The following is a 17,867-nucleotide window of genomic DNA, read 5'->3' as shown; positions in this document are numbered from 1 at the left end:
GAACCTACCCGGCTCGGCGCCGACGCTCTAGGGTTGCCTGGTGTCCACCGTCTCCAAGGTGTCCGTCGCGACGAAACGCCTGCTGCTCGGCAGGCCGTTCCGCAGCGACACCCTCGGTCATACCCTTCTGCCCAAGCGGATCGCCCTGCCGGTCTTCGCGTCCGACGCGATGAGCTCGGTGGCGTACGCGCCGCAGGAGATCTTCCTGGTCCTGTCCGTCGCGGGGATCAGCGCACTCGCGTTCACGCCGTGGGTGGCGATCGCCGTCGCGATCGTCATGATCGTCGTCGTCGCGAGCTACCGGCAGAACGTGCACGCCTATCCGTCGGGTGGCGGCGACTACGAGGTGGCGACGGTCAACCTGGGACCCAACGCGGGCCTCACCGTCGGCAGCGCCCTCCTCGTGGACTACGTGCTCACGGTGGCGGTCTCGGTCACCTCCGCCGCGGAGAACATCGGCTCGGCGATCCCGTTCGTCGGTGAGCACAAGGTGTGGTTCTGCGTGGGCGCGATCATGCTGCTCGCCGCGGTGAACCTCCGCGGCATCAAGGAGTCCGGCGCCTTTCTGGCGATCCCCACCTACGGGTTCATCATCGGTGTCCTGGGCATGCTCATCTGGGGCTTCACCGAGATCTTCGTGCTCGGGCAGGACATCCATTCCGAGACCGCGGACTTCGGGATCGTGCCCGAGCAGGACAACCTCACCGGGCTGGCACTCGTCTTCCTCGTCGCCCGGTCGTTCTCGTCCGGCTGTGCGGCGCTGACCGGGGTGGAGGCCATCAGCAACGGCGTGCCGGCGTTCCGGAAACCCAAGTCGCGCAACGCCGCGACGACGCTGCTGCTGTTGGGTGCCTTCTCGATCACGCTGCTGCTGGGCATCGTCCTGCTGGCCGAGAAGATCGGCGCGAAGTACGTGATGAATCCGGAGCAGGATCTCATCGGCGCGCCCGAGGGCTATCAGCAGAAGGCGATGATCGCGCAACTCGCGCACGCGGTGTTCGACTCGTTCCCACCCGCGTTCTTCTTCGTCGCCACCGTCACCGCCCTGATCCTGCTGCTGGCCGCCAACACGGCCTTCAACGGGTTCCCGGTGCTGGGTTCGGTACTCGCGCAGGACCGTTACCTCCCGCGGCAGCTGCACACCCGGGGCGACCGGCTGGCGTTCAGCAACGGCATCCTGTTCCTGGCGATCGCCGCGATCATCTTCGTGGTCGCCTTCGGCGCGCAGGTGACCGCGCTGATCCAGCTCTACATCGTGGGTGTGTTCGTGTCGTTCACCCTGAGCCAGACCGGCATGGTGCGGCACTGGACGCGCCTGCTGCGCACCGAGACCGATCCGAGCGCGCGCCGCCGCATGATGCAGTCCCGGGTGGTCAACACCGTGGGCTTGGTGATGACGGCCACCGTCCTCGTCGTGGTGCTCCTGACCAAGTTCACCGAAGGGGCCTACATCGCGGTCATCGCTATGGTCGTGCTGTTCGTGATCATGAAGCTCATCCATCACCATTACGCATCGGTGCAGCGGGAACTCGACCGCGCTGAGGAGGACGACGAGGCCGTCCTGCCGAGCCGCACCCACTCGATCGTGCTCGTGTCCAGCCTGCACATGGCGTCCAAGCGTGCCCTGCGGTACGCGCGGGCGACCCGGCCGGACGTCCTCGAGGCGATCACGGTCAACGTCGACGACCGCGACACCCGCAAACTCGTCTCGGAATGGGAGGCCAGCGACATCACGGTGCCGCTGAAGGTCATCGCGTCGCCGTACCGCGAGATCACCCGTCCGGTCGTCGAATACGTGCGCCGGGTGCGCCGCGAGTCGCCGCGTGACGTGGTCACCGTGTTCATCCCGGAGTACGTCGTCGGACACTGGTGGGAGCAGATCCTGCACAATCAGTCGGCGCTGCGCCTCAAGGGACGCCTGCTGTTCGAACCCGGCGTCATGGTGACCTCGGTGCCGTGGCAGCTCACCTCGTCGGACCGGCGCAAGGAAGACCGTGCGTACTGGGCGCCGGGGGAGACCCGCCGCGCACTGGGCGAACCCGAACGGCGACCGTGACCGGGTCGGGATCGCCCCGCCGGGTCGAGGTCACCGTCGACCGATCGGCCAACGGCGGTGAGGCGGTGGGCCGCGCGGACGGCCGGGTCGTGTTCGTGCGCGGGGCGATCCCCGGCGAACGGGTGGTCGCCGAGATCACCGACGACCGGCACGACTCGTACTGGCGGGCCGATGCGGTGGACGTGCTCGCCGCCTCACCCCATCGGGTGCCCTCGCCGTGTCCGGCGGCGTCCGCCGGAGCCGGCTGCTGCGATCTCGGCCACGTGGCGCCCGATCACGCCCGGGACCTGAAACAGGCTGTGCTGCTCGATGTCCTGGACCGGGTGGGCCACCTCCCGCGGAACGTCGTCGCGAGCACCGAGCTCGCGACCGCCGGTGTCCGGCGGCTCGGGGACGCCGACCTCGGCTGGCGGATCCGTACCCGCCTGGCCGTGGACGGGCAGGGGCACCCGGGCCAGTCGGCGTTCCGCGGCCGGACGATCGTGACCGAGCCCTGCGTGCAACCCGCCGCGGGGATGCTCGACGGACTCGCCGACGGTCGCTTCACCCCGCACTCCGAGCTCGCGGTCGTGCTCGACGCCGACGGCGCACGCCACGTCACCGAGCTGGCACCGGTCGAGAAGCCGCGGCGGGGCCGCGCCGACAGCCGGCGCCGCGCGCAGCAGAACCGTGTCCGGCGGTCGCGACCCCGCGCCCAGGCGATCCTCGAAGGCGGCGCGAACGCGGTGCACCGTGTCGGCGAGCGGTCCTGGGACATCCCGGTCACGGGATTCTGGCAGGCGCACCGCGAAGCGCCCCGGACCTATTCCGAGACCGTCGCCGAACTCGTCGGTGCGCATCTCGGGACGCCGCCGCGCGTGGCGTGGGATCTCTACGGCGGCTCGGGAGTGTTCGCGGGCGCGTTGCTCGACGGTCCGGGTGGGCTGGACTCCGTTCACATCGTCGATTCCGATCCGGCCGCCCTCGACGCCGCCGACCGTGTTTTCGCCGGCGAGGGCGATCGGGTGCGCACCCACAGGGGCGAGGTCGCGACCCAGATCGCGGACCTGACCGGGCGGCCCGACGTCGTCGTGCTCGACCCGCCCCGCACGGGTGCAGGCGAGCGGGTGATCACCGCGGTCGCCGACGCCCGGCCCGGCATCGTCGTCCACGTGGGCTGTGACGCAGCCCGGTTCGCACGTGATCTCGGACTCTTCGCCGAGCGCGGATTCCGCGTCGCGGAGATCCGCGGTTTCGACGCGTTCCCGCTGACACACCACGTGGAAGCGGTGGCCTGCCTCCTCCCGTCCGCGCCCGGGTGAGCAACGCGGGCCCGGACGGTCCGGCGACGGCGGTGTCCCGGCCATCCGCCGGTCCGGCTCGCGACGAATGCTTCCGTAGACTGACCTGACATGTGCCGGACGTCGTCGGCACAACAGCCGACCCGGCCTCGCGCCGGTGATGGAGGAAACGATGGGTGTGCTCGACCGGATCAGCTCACCGGCCGATCTCCGGCCGCTGTCGGACGAGGAGATGGAAACCCTCGCGTCCGAGATCCGGACGTTCCTGATCGAGAAGGTCGCGGCCACCGGCGGGCACCTCGGTCCGAATCTCGGTGTCGTCGAGCTGACGCTCGGCATCCACCGGGTCTTCGACTCGCCGTCGGACGCGATCCTGTTCGACACCGGCCACCAGTGCTACGTCCACAAGATCGTCACCGGACGCAAGGACGGCTTCGATCAGCTGCGTCAGCGTGCCGGGCTCACCGGCTACCAGGAGCGCGCGGAGTCCGAACACGACTGGGTGGAGTCCTCGCACGCCTCGGCGGCGCTGTCGTACGCGGACGGACTGGCGAAGTCCTTCGAGCTGACCGGTCAGTCGCACCGCACGGTGGTCGCGGTCGTCGGTGACGGCGCTCTGACGGGCGGTATGTGCTGGGAGGCGATCAACAACATCGCGGCCTGCAATCGCCCGGTGGTCATCGTCGTGAACGACAACGGGCGCTCGTACGCGCCGACAATCGGCGGTCTGGCCAGCCATCTGTCCGGGCTCCGGCTGCAGCCGGGGTATGAGAAGTTCCTCGACGAGGGGCGGCGCGTCGTCAAGCAGGTGCCCGTCGTCGGCGAACCGGCCTATGCGGTCCTGCACGGGATGAAGAGCGGACTCAAGGATCTGCTGGCCCCGCAGGCGATGTTCACCGACCTCGGTCTCAAGTACGTCGGGCCCGTGGACGGTCACGACATCGACGCGGTCGAATCGGCTTTGCGGCAGGCACGCGACTTCGGCGGACCGGTGATCGTCCACACCGTGACCCGCAAGGGCATGGGGTACGCCCACGCCGAGAACCACGTCGCCGACCTGATGCACGCCACCGGGATCATCGATCCGGTCACCGGGCGACCCACGAGTGTGTCACCGCAGGACTGGACCGCGGTGTTCTCCGCCGCGCTGCTCGACGCCGGCGCCAACCGCCCCGATGTCGTCGCCATCACCGCGGCCATGCCCGGACCGACAGGACTCACCCCGTTCGGCGATCGCTACCCGGATCGCATGTTCGACGTCGGCATCGCCGAACAGCATGCGATGACCTCGGCGGCCGGGCTCGCCCTCGGCGGACTGCATCCGGTCGTCGCCATCTACTCGACGTTCCTCAACCGGGCATTCGACCAGCTGCTGATGGACGTCGCGCTGCTGAAGCAGCCGGTGACGCTCGTCCTCGACCGTTCCGGCATCACCGGCCCCGACGGTCCGAGCCACCATGGCATGTGGGACCTCTCGCTCATGGCGATGGTGCCCGGTCTGCGGGTGGCCGCACCGCGGGACGCGGTCCGGCTCCGCGAGGAGTTCGACGAGGCACTCGGTGTCGCCGACGGTCCGACCGCGCTGCGGTTCTCCAAAGGCGCGGTCCCCGAGGACATCCGGGCCGTCGAGCGGCTCGACGACGGGGTCGACGTACTGCACCGGACCGACCGTGACCTCGGCCCGGCCGGCGGCGACGTGCTGATCGTCGCGGTCGGCGCGTTCTGCGGACTGGCCGTGGACACCGCCGAACGCCTCGCGCGTCAGGGCATCGACGCGACGGTCGTCGATCCGCGGTGGGTGCTGCCCGTACCGACATCGGTGGTCGAGGTGGCGCGCCGCCATCGGCTGGTCGTCACCCTCGAGGACGGATGCACCAGCGGCGGTGTCGGTTCCGCCGTCGCGACCGCGCTGTCGACGGCCGAGGTGCTGGTGCCGGTGCAGATCAAGGGCATCCCGCAGGAATTCGTCCCCCACTCCTCCCGGGGTGAGATCCTCGCCGATCTCGGGTTGACCGCACAGGACCTCGCCCGGTCGATCACCGCCACGGTGTCGGGCATGCAGGCCGGGCCGGGCCTCGACCGCGCGATCCAGAACGCGCCCGACGCGGCGGAGAGCCGCGCAGAGGACTGACACCCACAGTGGACTGAACGCGACGGTCCCCATGCCGGACAGGTCCGGTTTGGCCGGTACCGCGGCTGGGCATTTTCACCTGGTGAACGATGACCCGCCGGCACCGACCCTCGGGGTCGAGGAGGAGTTCGTCCTGGTCGACCGGGAAACCGGACGGCCGGTCGGGCGCAATCGTGAGGTGGCTGCGGCGGCGTCGGCGCGCGGTCTCGACCTCGAGTTGGAGCTCACCTCCTCGCAGATCGAGATCGCGACGCCCACGGCCGGCTCGGGTCCGGAGATCGGCGATCACCTCCGTCGGCTACGTGACATCCTGGCCGCGGCCGCCGAGGAGGTGGGTGTCGACGTGGTCGCGTGCGGGGTGCCGCCGCGCGTGCCCGACTCGTTCCCGGTGACCGACACCGGCCGGTACCGCGCGATCGCCGACCGTTACGGCATGCTCGCCCACGAGCAGGGCATCAGCGGTTGCCACGTCCACGTGGGCGTGCCCGACACCGAGACGGCGGTCACGGTGTGCAACTGGCTGCGGCCGTGGCTACCCCTGCTGCTGGCGCTGGCGGCCAACTCGGCGATCTATCGCGACGCGGACTCGGGCCACGCGAGCTGGCGGTCGGTGCTGTGGTCGCGGTGGCCGGCATCGGGGCCACCGCCGCATCTGCGCTCGGCGGAGCACTTCGCCGACACCGTCGAACTCCTCGTCGCGACCGGCGCGATCCTGGATCCGCACATGCTCTACTGGGACGCCCGACCGTCGGATCACCTACCCACGGTCGAGGTGCGGGTCGGCGACGTGCAGATGCGGGCGGAGGAAACACAGGTCTTCGCCACCGTCGTCCGGGCCGCGGTGATGAGCGCTCTCGACGACCTACGGCACGGGGGACGACGGTCACGCTCCGGCGCGGTCCTCGATCCGGCGCTTCTGTCCGCCGCCTACTGGATCGCCGCTCACGACGGGATCGACGACCGCGCGCTGGACCCGGCGACCGGGGCGCTGATGTCCATCTGGACCCGCGCCGATCAGCTGTTCACGACCCTCGCACCCGCGCTCGACCGGCTCGGCGAACGTGAGCACGTCGAGCAGGCGCTGAGTGCGATGCGACGGGACGGTAACGGGGCCACCCGGCAGCGGCGGATCTTCGAGGAGTCCGGGTCGGCGCTCGCCGTCGTCCGGGCGGCCACGCTGCGCCGGGCCGGCTGACCGCAGCCAGGGTTCAGCGCAGCGTCGCCAGGTTCGAGATCGACTTGTGCACATCGGCTTCCAGTACCTTGGCGACGAGCCGGCCGACCGGACCGTTGAGCAGCCCGCCGGACAGCTCGGCCGAGAGGTCGAAGTGGGAGCCGTCGACGATCTCGTCGACCTTCATCGCCAGATCGATGTTCACGCCGCCGCGTCCGGTTCCGGAGAGTGCGATCAGGCGCGGCTCGTCGTAATCGGTGACCGTCCAGTGGATGACGTTGCGGAAGCCCTTGACCTTGATCAGCGACGAGATGGTGGTTCCCTCGGCGATCGTGTCGGGCACCGGCGAACGCCAGCCGCCGAAGATGGTCATCCATTCGTCGAAGCGCGAGAGGTTGCTCGCGAGAGCCCAGGCCGCGCTGGGGTCGAGGTCGGAGTCGATGCCGACGGAGACTGTGGCCACAGAACTGCTCCCATCGCAGGAGGTGGTCCGCTCGGGAAGATGACTTCCCCCGGGCGGTTCGTGCACTCGGGTGGTTCGCATTCGGGTCGTGACCGAATGTACGCGAACGACGCCTTGTGGCTACTCGCCCGCTGCTGTCGGCCCTGGTCGAGCGGCCTCGAGGAGGGCCTGCGTCAGGGGCTCGGCACACAGTGTCCGCTGCCAGACGCGGGCGCCCGCTGCGGCCAGGTGCGCATCGAGCGCCGCGGCCGTGATCGGCTCGGGCAGCCCGTCCCAGCACAGTTGCCGCACCACATCGGGAGCGAGAAGGTTCTCCATCGGCAGGGTGTGGGTTTCGGTGATCTCTTTCAGCGCCGGACGCACCGCCTGCAGTCGTGCCGCGGCCTCCGGATTGCGCTGATCCCAGCGACTGACCGGTGGCAGGCCCGGCCCGGCCGTCTTGCGCGACGGGAGCTTGCTGTCGGGGATCTCGCGGGCCCGTTGCAGCGCCGACAGCCAGATCCCGGCCTGGCGTCGTTGCCGCGGACCGCCGAAGACCGGCAACTTGGTGAGTTCGGCGATGGACTCGGGGTTCACGGTCGCGGCGTTGACGATCGCGGTGTCGGGCAGGACGCGGCCGGGTGCGACATCCCGGCGCTGCGCCAATTCCTCACGCACGGTCCACAATTCGCGCACAGCAGCCAGTGCGCGGGTCGACTTGACGGTGTGGATGTTCGAGGTCTTGCGCCACCTGTCGGTGCGCGGCGGGGCGGGCGGCCGGGAGAGGATGTATGCGAATTCCTCGCGCGCCCAACCGTCTTTGCCGGCCGCGGCGAGCGCGGCGTCCATCGCATCACGCAGTTCGACGAGGACCTCGACGTCGAGTGCGGCATAGTTGAGCCACTCGTCGGGCAGGGGACGACGCGACCAGTCGGCCGCACCATGACCCTTGAGGAGCCCGAGCCCGAGGAACTCGGCCACCATCGCCGCCAGGTTGACCTTGGCCAGGCCCAGCAGGCGTCCGGCCAGTTCGGTGTCGTACAGCTCGACGCACTCGAAACCGAGTTCACGCAGGCACGGGAGGTCCTGGTCGGCGGCGTGCAGCACCCACTCCGGTCCGCGCAGAGCGTCGATCACCGGTGCCAGTGCGTCCGGATCGCCGATGGGGTCCAGCAGGAAGCTGCCCGACCCGTGTCGTTTGATTTGGATCAGATAGGCCCGTTGTGAGTAGCGGTAGCCCGATGCGCGTTCGGTGTCGATGGCGATCGGTCCGCTGCCCGCCGCGAGAGCTGCTGCGGCGTCTGCGAATTCGGCAGCCGTCGCGAGGACCGGGGGTACGCCGTCGGCCGGCTGGAGCAGTGGGGTGACCTCCGGTGTGGGGTCGTCGGGAGCCGGGTCGTCGGGCGCGGGATCGTTCACGTCGCGCCGAGTTCGGTCACCCCGACCGGTGGGAGACCGGCTGCGGAGGCGAGGACATCGCAGAACGCCTCGAGATGGCTCCCGAGCCCGTCCGCGCTGAGTGCGGTCCACGAGGCTCGCACCTCCAGTTGGTGTGCACGCGGCGGCCCGGCGATGTCGCCGTAACGGACCGACGTGGTGGAGGTGACGGTGCCACCGAGGGCGGTCACCTCGACGCGGTGCGCCGACCCCTCCGGTGTGGCGGTCGCGCCGACCGGTACGCCGAGCGCATCGCTGATCCAGCTCCAGGCCACCTCGGGCAGCAGGGGGTCCATGGCCAGTGCGGCCTCGACCTCGGCCTGTAGGAACGCGACGAGACGCATGGTGCCGTTCCAGGCATCCTGGCCCGCGGGGTCGAAGAGCAGGATGAGCCGCCCGAACGCGCTGCCCTGCGAATCGGTGGGCACCACGTCGAGGTCCTCGGGCGGACGCACCTCGGCGCCGACGGCGTAGCTGTAGGGCGCCAGGCGCTGCGGCGGGCGGATGGGTCCGACCTCGATCTCGCGGCGCACCCGGGCAGCATGCAGCGACTCCACCGCCGCGCGGAAATCAGCAGGCTCGTCCGGAGCTCCCGAAGAGGTCACCGTTCGACCGTAGGGCGGGCGCGCCCGGCCACGGCGGAGGCGCGCCGACACCACACGTGCGGGATCGGGGGGCATGGCAGAGTAAGCGGTGATGTCGAACGCAACTGGTACCCGGGTCCATAGGTCGCACCTGCCGCTCGTCGCCGCGGCCACCGGCGCGACCCCCTCACGCCGTCCGGTGTGGTTCATGCGGCAGGCCGGCCGGTCGCTGCCCGAATACCGGGCCATTCGCGCCGATCACGGCATGCTGGAGTCCTGCTTCGACGCGGAACTGGTCTGCGAGATCACGATGCAGCCCGTCCGCCGGCACGACGTCGACGCGGCGATCCTCTTCTCCGACATCGTGGTGCCGCTCAAGGCCGCAGGCATCGACCTCGACATCGTCGCCGGAACCGGACCGGTGATCGCCGAGCCGGTGCGCTCGCCCGACGCGGTGTCGCGCATACCGCGACTGGAGCCCGCTGCCGTCGGCTCGATCGCGCGGGCCATCGAACTCCTGCTCGGCGAACTGGGCGACGCCACGGCGCTGATCGGCTTCGCCGGTGCACCGTTCACCCTCGCCTCGTACCTCATCGAGGGCGGGCCGAGCCGCAACTACGAGCGGACCAAGGCGATGATGCACGGCGACCCGGAGACGTGGGGCGAACTCATGGCACGTCTCGCCGACATCACCATCGCGTTCCTGCGCGTCCAACTCGACGCGGGCGTCGACGCGATCCAGCTGTTCGACTCGTGGGCCGGCATGCTGTCGGCCGCCGACTATCAGCGTTTCGTGGCGCCGCACAGCGCCCGCGTGCTGGCCGAGGTCGCCGAATACGGGGTGCCGCGCATCCACTTCGGTGTGGGCACCGGTGAGCTCCTCGCCCCCATGGCGCATGTCGGCGCCGACGTCATCGGCGTCGATTGGCGCGTGCCGCTCGAGGAGGCCGTCCGCCGGGTGGGTCCGGGCAAGGCCGTGCAGGGCAACCTCGACCCGACACTCCTGTTCGCCGGCCAGGACGTGGTCGACAGTGAGGTTCGGCGGGTCGTCGCCGACGGCGACCGCGCGGTGGCGGCCGGGGCGATCGGGCACATCTTCAACCTCGGTCACGGCGTGCTGCCCGGCACAGACCCGGATGTGCTGACGCGGGCCGTCGAAGTGATCCACAGCCTCTGATGTCTCCGCGCGTCCGGATCGCGATCGTCGGCGGCGGGATCTCCGGCCTGACCGCCGCGTACCGCCTTCGTCGTGCGCTCGGGTCCGACGCCCACATCGACCTCGTCGAGGCATCCGGACGGCTGGGTGGTGTGCTGCACACCGCGACCGTCGGCGAGCGGGCCGTCGACGTCGGAGCCGAGGCGTTCATCGTCCGGCGTCCCGAGGCGCTCGACCTCGTCACCGAACTCGGCCTCGCCGACCGGATCGTCTCACCGACACCGCGGCGTCCCGCCGTGTGGTCGGGGGAGCGGTTGCATCCGCTGCCCGGTCCGGCATTGATGGGGATCCCGGCCGGCCCGGCGGTCGTCGAGGGTCTCGCCGACCCCGCCGACCTCGTTCGGATGGCCGACGAACCCGGACGGCCGTTGAGTTGGCAGGCCGGCGCCGACATGTCCGTCGGGGAGCTGGTCGCCGAGCGGTTCGGGCCCTCCGTCGTCGCTCGGAGCGTCGATCCGATGCTCGGCGGGGTGTACTCCAGTCTCGCCCGTGACATCGGGGTCCGTGAGGCGCTCCCGGCCCTCGCGACGAGTCTGGACGCGGGTACGCCGTCGCTCAGTGCCGCCGTCGACGCCCTCATCACCGCCGGCGCGGGTGCCTCCGGCCCCGTCTTCGGTGCGCTCGTGGGCGGCTACGCGGTCCTCCTCGACGCCCTGCGGACCGCGGCCGGTATCGATCCCCAGATGGCCGGTCCCGTCACCGATGTCACTCCGTCGGCAGACGGCTGGGTGCTCGGATCCGATGGTGCCGTGGATCGGCCTCCGTACGACGGGGTGATCCTGGCGGTGCCCGCCTGGCGGGCCGGCGACCTGCTGCACCGGTCCGTGCCGGAGCTGTCCGCTCCGCTGCGGGCGGTCCGGCGCGCCTCCTCCGTCGTGGTGTCGATCGCGCTTGCGCCGGGAACGGTGCTACCCGAACACTCCGGCGTGCTGGTGGGCACTGGAGAAGGATTGCGCGCCAAGGCTTTCACGTTCAGCTCGCAGAAGTGGGCCCACCTGTCCGACACCGGCCGGCCGGTGTCGGTCCGGGCGTCGTTCGGACGGTTCGGTGCGCCGGTTCCGGATGAGACCACCGAACCCGGGGTCGACGAGCGGTTGCGGCACGATGCGCTCGAGGATCTCGACGAGGTGTGCCGGGCCGCCGGCGTCCCGCCGGTGTCGTCGCGGGTCGTCGACGTGTATGTGCAGCGCTGGGACGAGGGACTGCCGGTCTATGCGCCCGGACACCTCGCCGCGATGGCGCAGGTGCTGAGTGTGCGGCCCCCGCGTCTTGCCCTGGCCGGGTCGTCGTACGCCGGGGTCGGGGTGCCGGCCTGCATCGGCCGGGCCGGTCGCGCGGTGGCCGAACTGCTCGACGATCTGGCGTGACCCGGCAGGGTTGACCTGCCTCGTCGTCGGGTGGGCTGCGGTGGCACGATGGCTTCCATGAGCCGCTTGGATTACGCAGAACTCAACTCGACGATTCGCTACCTGATGTTCTCGGTGTTCGCGGTCCGCCCCGGTGAACTGGGTGCCGATCGTGATCAGGCCAAATCGGATGCCGCGGACTTCTTCAAGTCGCTCGAGGACAGCGGCGTCGTGGTGCGCGGTGTCTACGACGTGTCCGGACTGCGCGCCGACGCCGACTTCATGATCTGGTGGCACGCCGAAGACGTCGAGCCGATCCAGGCCGCCTACGCCAGGTTCCGCCGCGAGACGGTTCTGGGACGCGCGTGCAACCCGGTGTGGAGCAACGTCGCGTTGCATCGCCCGGCCGAGTTCAACAAGAGCCACATCCCGGCGTTCCTCGCGGGCGAGGAAGCCGGCAACTACATCTGCGTGTACCCGTTCGTGCGGTCCTACGAGTGGTACCTGCTGCCCGATGAGGAGCGTCGCAAGATGCTCGCCGACCACGGCAAGGCGGCCCGTGCGTACAAGGACGTCCGCGCCAACACCGTGTCGTCGTTCGCGCTCGGCGACTATGAGTGGCTGCTGGCGTTCGAGGCGCCCGAACTGCACCGCATCGTCGATCTGATGCGTGACCTGCGCGCCACCGAGGCCCGGTTGCACGTCCGCGAGGAGACGCCGTTCTTCACCGGTCCGCGCGTCGAGGTGTCCGCGCTGATCGACGCGCTGCCCTGAGCCGGGGAGCGGACGCTAGTCGGCGGACTCCAGCTTGAGGCTGATGCTGTTGATGCAGTAGCGGAGGTCGGTGGGGGTGTCGTAACCCTCACCGGCGAAGACGTGACCGAGGTGGCTCTTGCAGTTCGCGCAGAGCACCTCGACACGCCGCATGCCGAGTGAGTTGTCCTCGACCTCGATGATCCTGTCACCGGCCAACGGGGAGAAGAACGACGGCCAGCCGCAATGCGATTCGAACTTCTGCTCGCTGCGGAACAACTCGGCGTCGCAGGCGCGGCACCGGTATACCCCGACCGTCTTGGTGTCGGTGTACTCGCCGGTGAACGGTGCTTCGGTGCCTGCCTGGCGCAGGACCCGGTATTCGGCGGGGGTCAGGCGCTGCTTCCACTGGTCGTCGGTCAGATCGGCGAGATTCTCGGCGTCGGTCGACGGGGTGCTGTCGGTCATGCCCTCCACGGTAGCGCGCCTGGCCGGACCGACTGTGTCAGCGCTGTTTCGACAGGCTGACCGCGTCCTCGGCGCCGGTGGCCGTGTCGGCGGAGGCGTCGATCCCGCCGGCGGGGACACGCGGCGCATCGGACTCCGGCCGGACCGGCGGCACCATGCCGGCCACCCCGTCGGACCGCATGTCGAGGTAGCGGAACAGCAGCGAGCAGAACACCGCGATCATCAGCAGCGACCAGCCCCACGTGACCTTGTTGTACTCGACCATCCAGCCGAACGCCGTCCATCGGTCGGAGTAGAAGCCGTCGAAGGTCATACAGCCGTAGACGCCGAGCCACGCAGGCCAGTTGCGCATCGGCGACCCGGGGAGCAATACCGTCATGAGCAGCGGGAACAGGAGCATCGAGTAGTAGCCCTGACCGAGTGAACCGACCAGGAACGTGGTGCACAGCAGGACTCCCGACGAGACCGCCAGCCACATCAGCTCGTTGGTCTTGCGGTAGTAGCGGTACAGGAACCACAGCGAGAACGCGGCCATCAGCACGAACGCCGCGCGCAGCAGCAGGATCAGCCACGGGGCGACACCGAAGTAGGCACCGTTGCCGGCGATCGAGCTGTTGTAGTAGTCACGCGCCTCCCCGAGGTACGGGACCGTCCGACTGATGAAGTCGTTCGCGTCGACCGAGAGGGGCCAGGCGACGACCGTCAAGACGACCGGGATGACGATGGCGAGGGCGAACACCCGCCACTGGCGGTTGAGCAGCGGCAGGAGCATCAGGGGCGCCAGCACCGGCTTGACGGCCAGGGTCAATCCCATCGGTACACCGGCCCACCAATCGTGCCGGTTGAGCATCAGCATGAGGAATGCGATCAGTCCCAGCAGTACGAACGAGTTGAAGTTCGTGAAGATCAGTGTGTGCGAGACGGTCTCGGTGCTGAAGAAGAAGAACAGGACCGTCGGCATGACCCACGAGTCGAGGGCGTAGCCGAACATCCGGGTGAGCAGGTAGGCGCAGATGAGAAGCGCGATGACGCTGACGGCGATGAAGGCCCAGCGGGCGCGCTCGTAGTCGATGATCGCCACCGGCGCCATCAGCAGGGTGCCCGACGGCGGGTAGAGGTAGTGCGGGTCGACGGTGGCGTAGTTCTCGCCGTAGACCGGCAGGTTGTTCAGGAAGTTGTAGGCGGCGGCGTACACCGGCTTGAAGTCGTCGGTGCGGTCACCGTTGACACCCAGGAACACCGAGCGGTGCACGACCATGAGCAGGCTGATCGGCCACAGGACCATCGGGATGATCCGTTGAGCACTCATCGGTGGATAGAGATACCTGTCGAGATTCGCCACCCGCGAACCGTACTACGCTCGCCGTCGAGCTCAGAACCCCGAGCGCGCCTCCGGCGTTGCTCAGGTCGGACAGCCGCGTTGGGTCGGGCCCTGCAGCGGGGCCCGGTCGACATACTCGGTGACCACCTCGGCGGCACAGACGCTTCGGCCCAGCACCGAGAACCCCAGTCCGTCCCAGGCGACCGTCACCGGTTCGGCGTCGGCGTTCATGAACAGCGGGACCAGGGCGGCGGCTCCCTCGCCGCCGTTGATCGGGTCGCGTGTCCCGTTGAGGATCAACGGGTCGGCCGGCAGCGACGTGGGCGGCCGGACCGGATTGCCCGAGGCCCAGCCGTTGCACCGGACGAGCGAGAGCGCGCTGTCGGCCCCGGTGAGAGGGTTCTGCTTCGACCACGCGTCCACGAGACCCGGCACCTCGTTCTGGCCGACCGGTCCGGTGACGTCGTTGCACCGGGAGACCAGGGCGCCGTCGGGAAGCCGGAGGGTGGCGGCGCGATCGGCGAGACGGACGAGCGCGGCGGTCTGCCCGCGGTCGGCGGCCGCGATCGCGTCGGCGAGGTCGAGGAGAGACTGCGGCCGGTCCGAGGCGAGGGCGAGGGTCGTCGTGATCGCGTTGAGCGCGGCGGTGTCCGACAGGGAGGGGAGCTCGCCTGCGCGCGCCTTGGCCAGCACACGGGTCATCGTCGCGACTCCGTTGGTGCCGAGGGCGCAGCCGCCCAGCGCCGAACAGCGCTGTGCGAAGCCCTGCAGCGCCACCTGGACGCCCCGCGCCTGTGACAGGGCGCGTTCGCGCGCGTTCGCGCCGAACGGCGTCGGGGTGTCCAGGATGATCCGCCCGGCGCGCCCGCCGTACAGGGAGGCGTAGGCGAGCACGACATCGGAACCCTCGCCGGCGCCGATGAGTCCGAGGTGTTCGACCCCCCAGCGCTGACGAAGGGACTCGAGATCTGCGGCGGCGTTCGTCGCCCCGAAACTCAGCTGGTACGGGGTGAGTGTCTCGGTACAGCCGTCGGACGCCGACGACGCTGCCGATGCGAGCCGGGAGATCCGCGCGTCGGTGGTCGTCCCTCGCTCGGTGAGGCCGTTGTTCGCGATCGTCTCGCGTTCGAGTCGGGTCATGCAGTCGATGTCGGTGCTGAGTGGGATCCCGCGATGGTCGACCGCGACCACCGGGTGCGATGCGAGGAGCGCCCGTCCCGGTCCGGCCGTCATGACCATCAGGGTTCGCGACGACGGCAGGTCCGAGCCGGAGGTGAGGACGAGCGGCGCGGCATCGGGTGGCGTCTCGGCCGTCCGGGCGCGGGTCACCGCGATCGAGACCGCTTCGCCGTCCGGCTTGTCGCGGTCGATGGGCGAGTCGTACTCGGCGCACTCGATGGTCACACCCTCCGGACGTGCCACCCCGTACCGTTCGGTCGTCTCGGCGGCACAGTCACTCCACGCCAGATCGGTCTTCGGCGCCGCGAGCGCCGGCACCGGCGGGGCGGTCGACGAGGACGGGGCAGGCCCCTGCTGGCCGCCGCCACCCGGGATCAGGTCCGGTCCGCGATCGGGGCCGACGGCACAGGAGGACAGGACGATCGCCGCGACCGCGCCGGCGACGACACCCGCGAGAGCCCTCGGACGGGTGCGTGGTCCTACGCCGACGGCCGGGGTGTGCGCTCTTGGCATGTCCGCGAGAGTAGTCAACGCCACCGCGAAGACGCCCCGGCCGGGTGCGGGGGCGCGTCGGGATGGGACCGGCGGGTCACCGGGTCGACGAGCGCCCGTGGCGGAGCCACCGGGTGAACACGAACCCGTCGTCGTCGGTGAGGATCGACGCCGGGCGCAGCGCGTGCAGGACGGCGGATGCTCCGCCGGACTCCGCGCCGCCGGTGGTCACGATGCGTCCGGCATCGCCGCCCACCAGGTGCGGGCTCGTGGTGAGGCAGAGTTCGTCCAGGGCGTCGGCGGCCACGAGGGAACCGAGCAGACGGGGTCCGCCCTCGCACAGCACGCGGGACCATCCGCGGTCGGTGCAGTGTTCGAGGATCGCCGACGTCGCGACGGTGTCGTCACCGCAGTCCACCAGTGTCGCGCCTGCGTCGATCAACGCGCGTCGACGACCCGCGGGGGCGTTCGTGCAGGTGAGGACGACCGTGTTCGGGTCGGCGACGGGCTCGAAGTCGGGTGGGATGGACAACGACCGAGACACCAGCGCCAGTGCCGGCGCGGGTGCCTGCCCCAGCGATTCGCGATGCGCGGCGAGCGCGTCGTCGGCCTGGGGCCGGCCGTACCCCTCGGTGGTCGCGGTACCGGCACCCACGAGGATGACGTCGGCCAGTCCGCGCAGCACGCGGAACAGGGCCTTGTCGCCGGGTCCGCCGAGTCCGCCGGATTTACCGTCGTAGGTGACCGCACCGTCGATCGACGACACCATGTTGGCGCGCACGAAGGGGGTGGCGGCGTTGGAACCCGACGCCGGGCGCGGTGGGTACCGGTACAGCTCGGCCAACCGGCCCAGCTCGTCGTCGGATGTGACCTGGGTCGCTTTCTGCAGGTGGAACATGTGTTCATCATTCCGCGGATGGCTACTCTCCACACATGGTGGCCCGACTCTGCGATCGCAACCCTGCGACCTCGCCCGACGCACTCATCGACGAGATGGTGCCCCCGTCGACGTTCGACGACGTGAGCTTCGACTCCTACATCCCGGACCCGAACGAGCCGTCGCAGGCCGAGGCGGTGGCCAAGGCGCGCGACTTCGTCGTGCGGGCGTCCAAGGCGCGCTCCGGGAAGAAGGGCCTCTTCTCGCGGAAGGCGCCGGCCCAGGGAGTCGGTCTCTACCTCGATGGCGGTTTCGGCGTGGGCAAGACCCACCTGCTGGCATCGATCTACCACTCGATGCCCGCGCCGAAGTCGTTCGCGACGTTCGTGGAGGTCACCCACGTGGTCGGTGCGCTCGGCTTCGTCAACGCGGTCGAGCGGCTCTCGCAGCACACGGTGCTGTGTATCGACGAGTTCGAACTCGACGACCCGGGCGACACCATGCTCGTCTCCCGCCTGCTCACCGAGCTCACCGCCAAGGGCGTCTCGATCGTCGCCACCTCGAACACGCTTCCCGGCCAGCTCGGCGAGGGCCGGTTCGCCGCCCAGGACTTCCTGCGGGAGATCCGCAAACTGTCCGCGGTGTTCGAGACCATCCGTGTCGACGGCCCCGACTACCGCCACCGTGACCTGCCGCCCGCGCCGGAGCCGCGAAGCGAGTCCGAACTGACCGAGATCGCCGAGTCCACCGAGGGGGCGACCCTCGACGACTTCGACGCCCTGTGCGATCACCTCAGCACGCTGCACCCGTCGAAGTACAAGGATCTCGTCGACGGCGTCTCCCTGGTCTGCATCTCGGGAGTGCACCCGGCCGAGGACCAGTCGGTGGCGCTGCGCCTGGTGGTGCTCGCCGACCGCCTGTACGACGCCCACATCCCGGTCACCGTCGCCGGCGCGAAGCTCGACGAGATCTTCACCGACGAGATGCTCGCCGGCGGCTATCGCAAGAAGTACCTGCGTGCCACGTCCCGCCTGCTCGCGCTCTCGCGGTTCGCGGAGTCGGCTGCCTGACAACGTAACCGGCAAACCCACCCCTTTTCCGTAAACCCAGC

15 protein-coding genes are annotated in these 17,867 nt (G+C 69.9%); 8 read left to right on the top strand and 7 right to left on the bottom strand.

Annotated elements, in window-relative coordinates; all coding sequences use genetic code 11:
- Positions 1-40: 40 nt before the first annotated feature.
- The 4 genes from AB4Z55_RS16295 (at position 41) to AB4Z55_RS16280 (ending at position 6,662) form a co-directional block, all read left to right on the top strand.
- Positions 41-2,056 (top strand): APC family permease, encoded by a 2,016-nt coding sequence (locus AB4Z55_RS16295; RefSeq protein WP_004018834.1) that lies wholly within the window; start codon positions 41-43, stop codon positions 2,054-2,056.
- The gene (locus AB4Z55_RS16290) at positions 2,053-3,357 is read left to right on the top strand and encodes a class I SAM-dependent RNA methyltransferase (RefSeq protein WP_369520087.1); all 1,305 of its coding nucleotides are present in this window, start codon (positions 2,053-2,055) and stop codon (positions 3,355-3,357) included. The genes AB4Z55_RS16295 and AB4Z55_RS16290 overlap by 4 nt, the downstream gene beginning before the upstream one ends.
- 151 nt (positions 3,358-3,508) lie before the next feature.
- Positions 3,509-5,467, top strand: a complete 1,959-nt coding sequence (gene dxs / locus AB4Z55_RS16285; protein WP_004018832.1) for a 1-deoxy-D-xylulose-5-phosphate synthase — start codon at positions 3,509-3,511, stop codon at positions 5,465-5,467.
- Positions 5,468-5,546: 79 nt separating this feature from the next.
- Entirely contained in the window at positions 5,547-6,662 is a 1,116-nt protein-coding gene (locus tag AB4Z55_RS16280; protein ID WP_369521027.1) for a glutamate--cysteine ligase, read from the top strand.
- Positions 6,663-6,675: 13 nt separating this feature from the next.
- On the opposite strand, the gene AB4Z55_RS16275 is transcribed toward AB4Z55_RS16280, so the two are convergent.
- The 3 genes from AB4Z55_RS16275 to AB4Z55_RS16265 form a co-directional block, all read right to left on the bottom strand.
- Entirely contained in the window at positions 6,676-7,104 is a 429-nt protein-coding gene (locus tag AB4Z55_RS16275) for an SRPBCC family protein (protein WP_086536809.1), read from the bottom strand.
- A 120-nt stretch (positions 7,105-7,224) separates the two neighbouring features.
- On the bottom strand, positions 7,225-8,502 hold the full coding sequence (locus AB4Z55_RS16270) for an HRDC domain-containing protein (RefSeq protein ID WP_369520086.1): 1,278 nt from the start codon (positions 8,500-8,502) through the stop codon (positions 7,225-7,227).
- On the bottom strand, positions 8,499-9,125 hold the full coding sequence (locus AB4Z55_RS16265; protein ID WP_033203548.1) for a DUF3000 domain-containing protein: 627 nt from the start codon (positions 9,123-9,125) through the stop codon (positions 8,499-8,501). The genes AB4Z55_RS16270 and AB4Z55_RS16265 overlap by 4 nt, the downstream gene beginning before the upstream one ends.
- Before the next feature lie 91 nt (positions 9,126-9,216).
- Here AB4Z55_RS16265 and hemE point away from each other — a divergent pair, with 91 nt between their 5' ends.
- The 3 genes from hemE to hemQ are packed head-to-tail and all read left to right on the top strand — an operon-like array spanning position 9,217 to position 12,440.
- Complete coding sequence (gene hemE, locus AB4Z55_RS16260; protein ID WP_082932142.1) at positions 9,217-10,281, top strand: uroporphyrinogen decarboxylase; 1,065 nt, start codon at positions 9,217-9,219, stop codon at positions 10,279-10,281.
- On the top strand, positions 10,281-11,687 hold the full coding sequence (locus AB4Z55_RS16255; protein ID WP_369520085.1) for an FAD-dependent oxidoreductase: 1,407 nt from the start codon (positions 10,281-10,283) through the stop codon (positions 11,685-11,687). Before hemE ends, AB4Z55_RS16255 begins: the two co-directional genes overlap by 1 nt.
- Before the next feature lie 57 nt (positions 11,688-11,744).
- Complete coding sequence (gene hemQ / locus AB4Z55_RS16250) at positions 11,745-12,440, top strand: hydrogen peroxide-dependent heme synthase (RefSeq protein ID WP_004018825.1); 696 nt, start codon at positions 11,745-11,747, stop codon at positions 12,438-12,440.
- Positions 12,441-12,455: 15 nt separating this feature from the next.
- Here hemQ and msrB read toward each other — a convergent pair whose 3' ends face one another.
- The 4 genes from msrB to AB4Z55_RS16230 all read right to left on the bottom strand — a co-directional run bounded on the left by msrB (position 12,456) and on the right by AB4Z55_RS16230 (position 16,777).
- On the bottom strand, positions 12,456-12,887 hold the full coding sequence (gene msrB / locus AB4Z55_RS16245; RefSeq protein ID WP_101818957.1) for a peptide-methionine (R)-S-oxide reductase MsrB: 432 nt from the start codon (positions 12,885-12,887) through the stop codon (positions 12,456-12,458).
- A gap of 37 nt (positions 12,888-12,924) precedes the next feature.
- Entirely contained in the window at positions 12,925-14,229 is a 1,305-nt protein-coding gene (locus tag AB4Z55_RS16240) for a glycosyltransferase family 87 protein (RefSeq protein ID WP_354559614.1), read from the bottom strand.
- Between the two features lie 60 nt (positions 14,230-14,289).
- Positions 14,290-15,900, bottom strand: a complete 1,611-nt coding sequence (locus tag AB4Z55_RS16235; protein WP_369520084.1) for an alpha/beta hydrolase — start codon at positions 15,898-15,900, stop codon at positions 14,290-14,292.
- Between the two features lie 76 nt (positions 15,901-15,976).
- The gene (locus AB4Z55_RS16230) at positions 15,977-16,777 is read right to left on the bottom strand and encodes a pyrimidine reductase family protein (RefSeq protein ID WP_369520083.1); all 801 of its coding nucleotides are present in this window, start codon (positions 16,775-16,777) and stop codon (positions 15,977-15,979) included.
- A gap of 35 nt (positions 16,778-16,812) precedes the next feature.
- Between AB4Z55_RS16230 and zapE the strand changes: the two genes are divergently transcribed.
- The gene (gene zapE, locus AB4Z55_RS16225; RefSeq protein WP_239403482.1) at positions 16,813-17,826 is read left to right on the top strand and encodes a cell division protein ZapE; all 1,014 of its coding nucleotides are present in this window, start codon (positions 16,813-16,815) and stop codon (positions 17,824-17,826) included.
- The last annotated feature ends 41 nt before the right edge of the window (positions 17,827-17,867 follow it).

The organism is Gordonia sp. ABKF26 (genome assembly GCF_041103195.1).
Lineage (GTDB): Bacteria > Actinomycetota > Actinomycetes > Mycobacteriales > Mycobacteriaceae > Gordonia > Gordonia terrae.
Note: the sequence above shows the minus strand (reverse complement) of the source record. Positions and strands in the feature narration are given on the sequence as shown.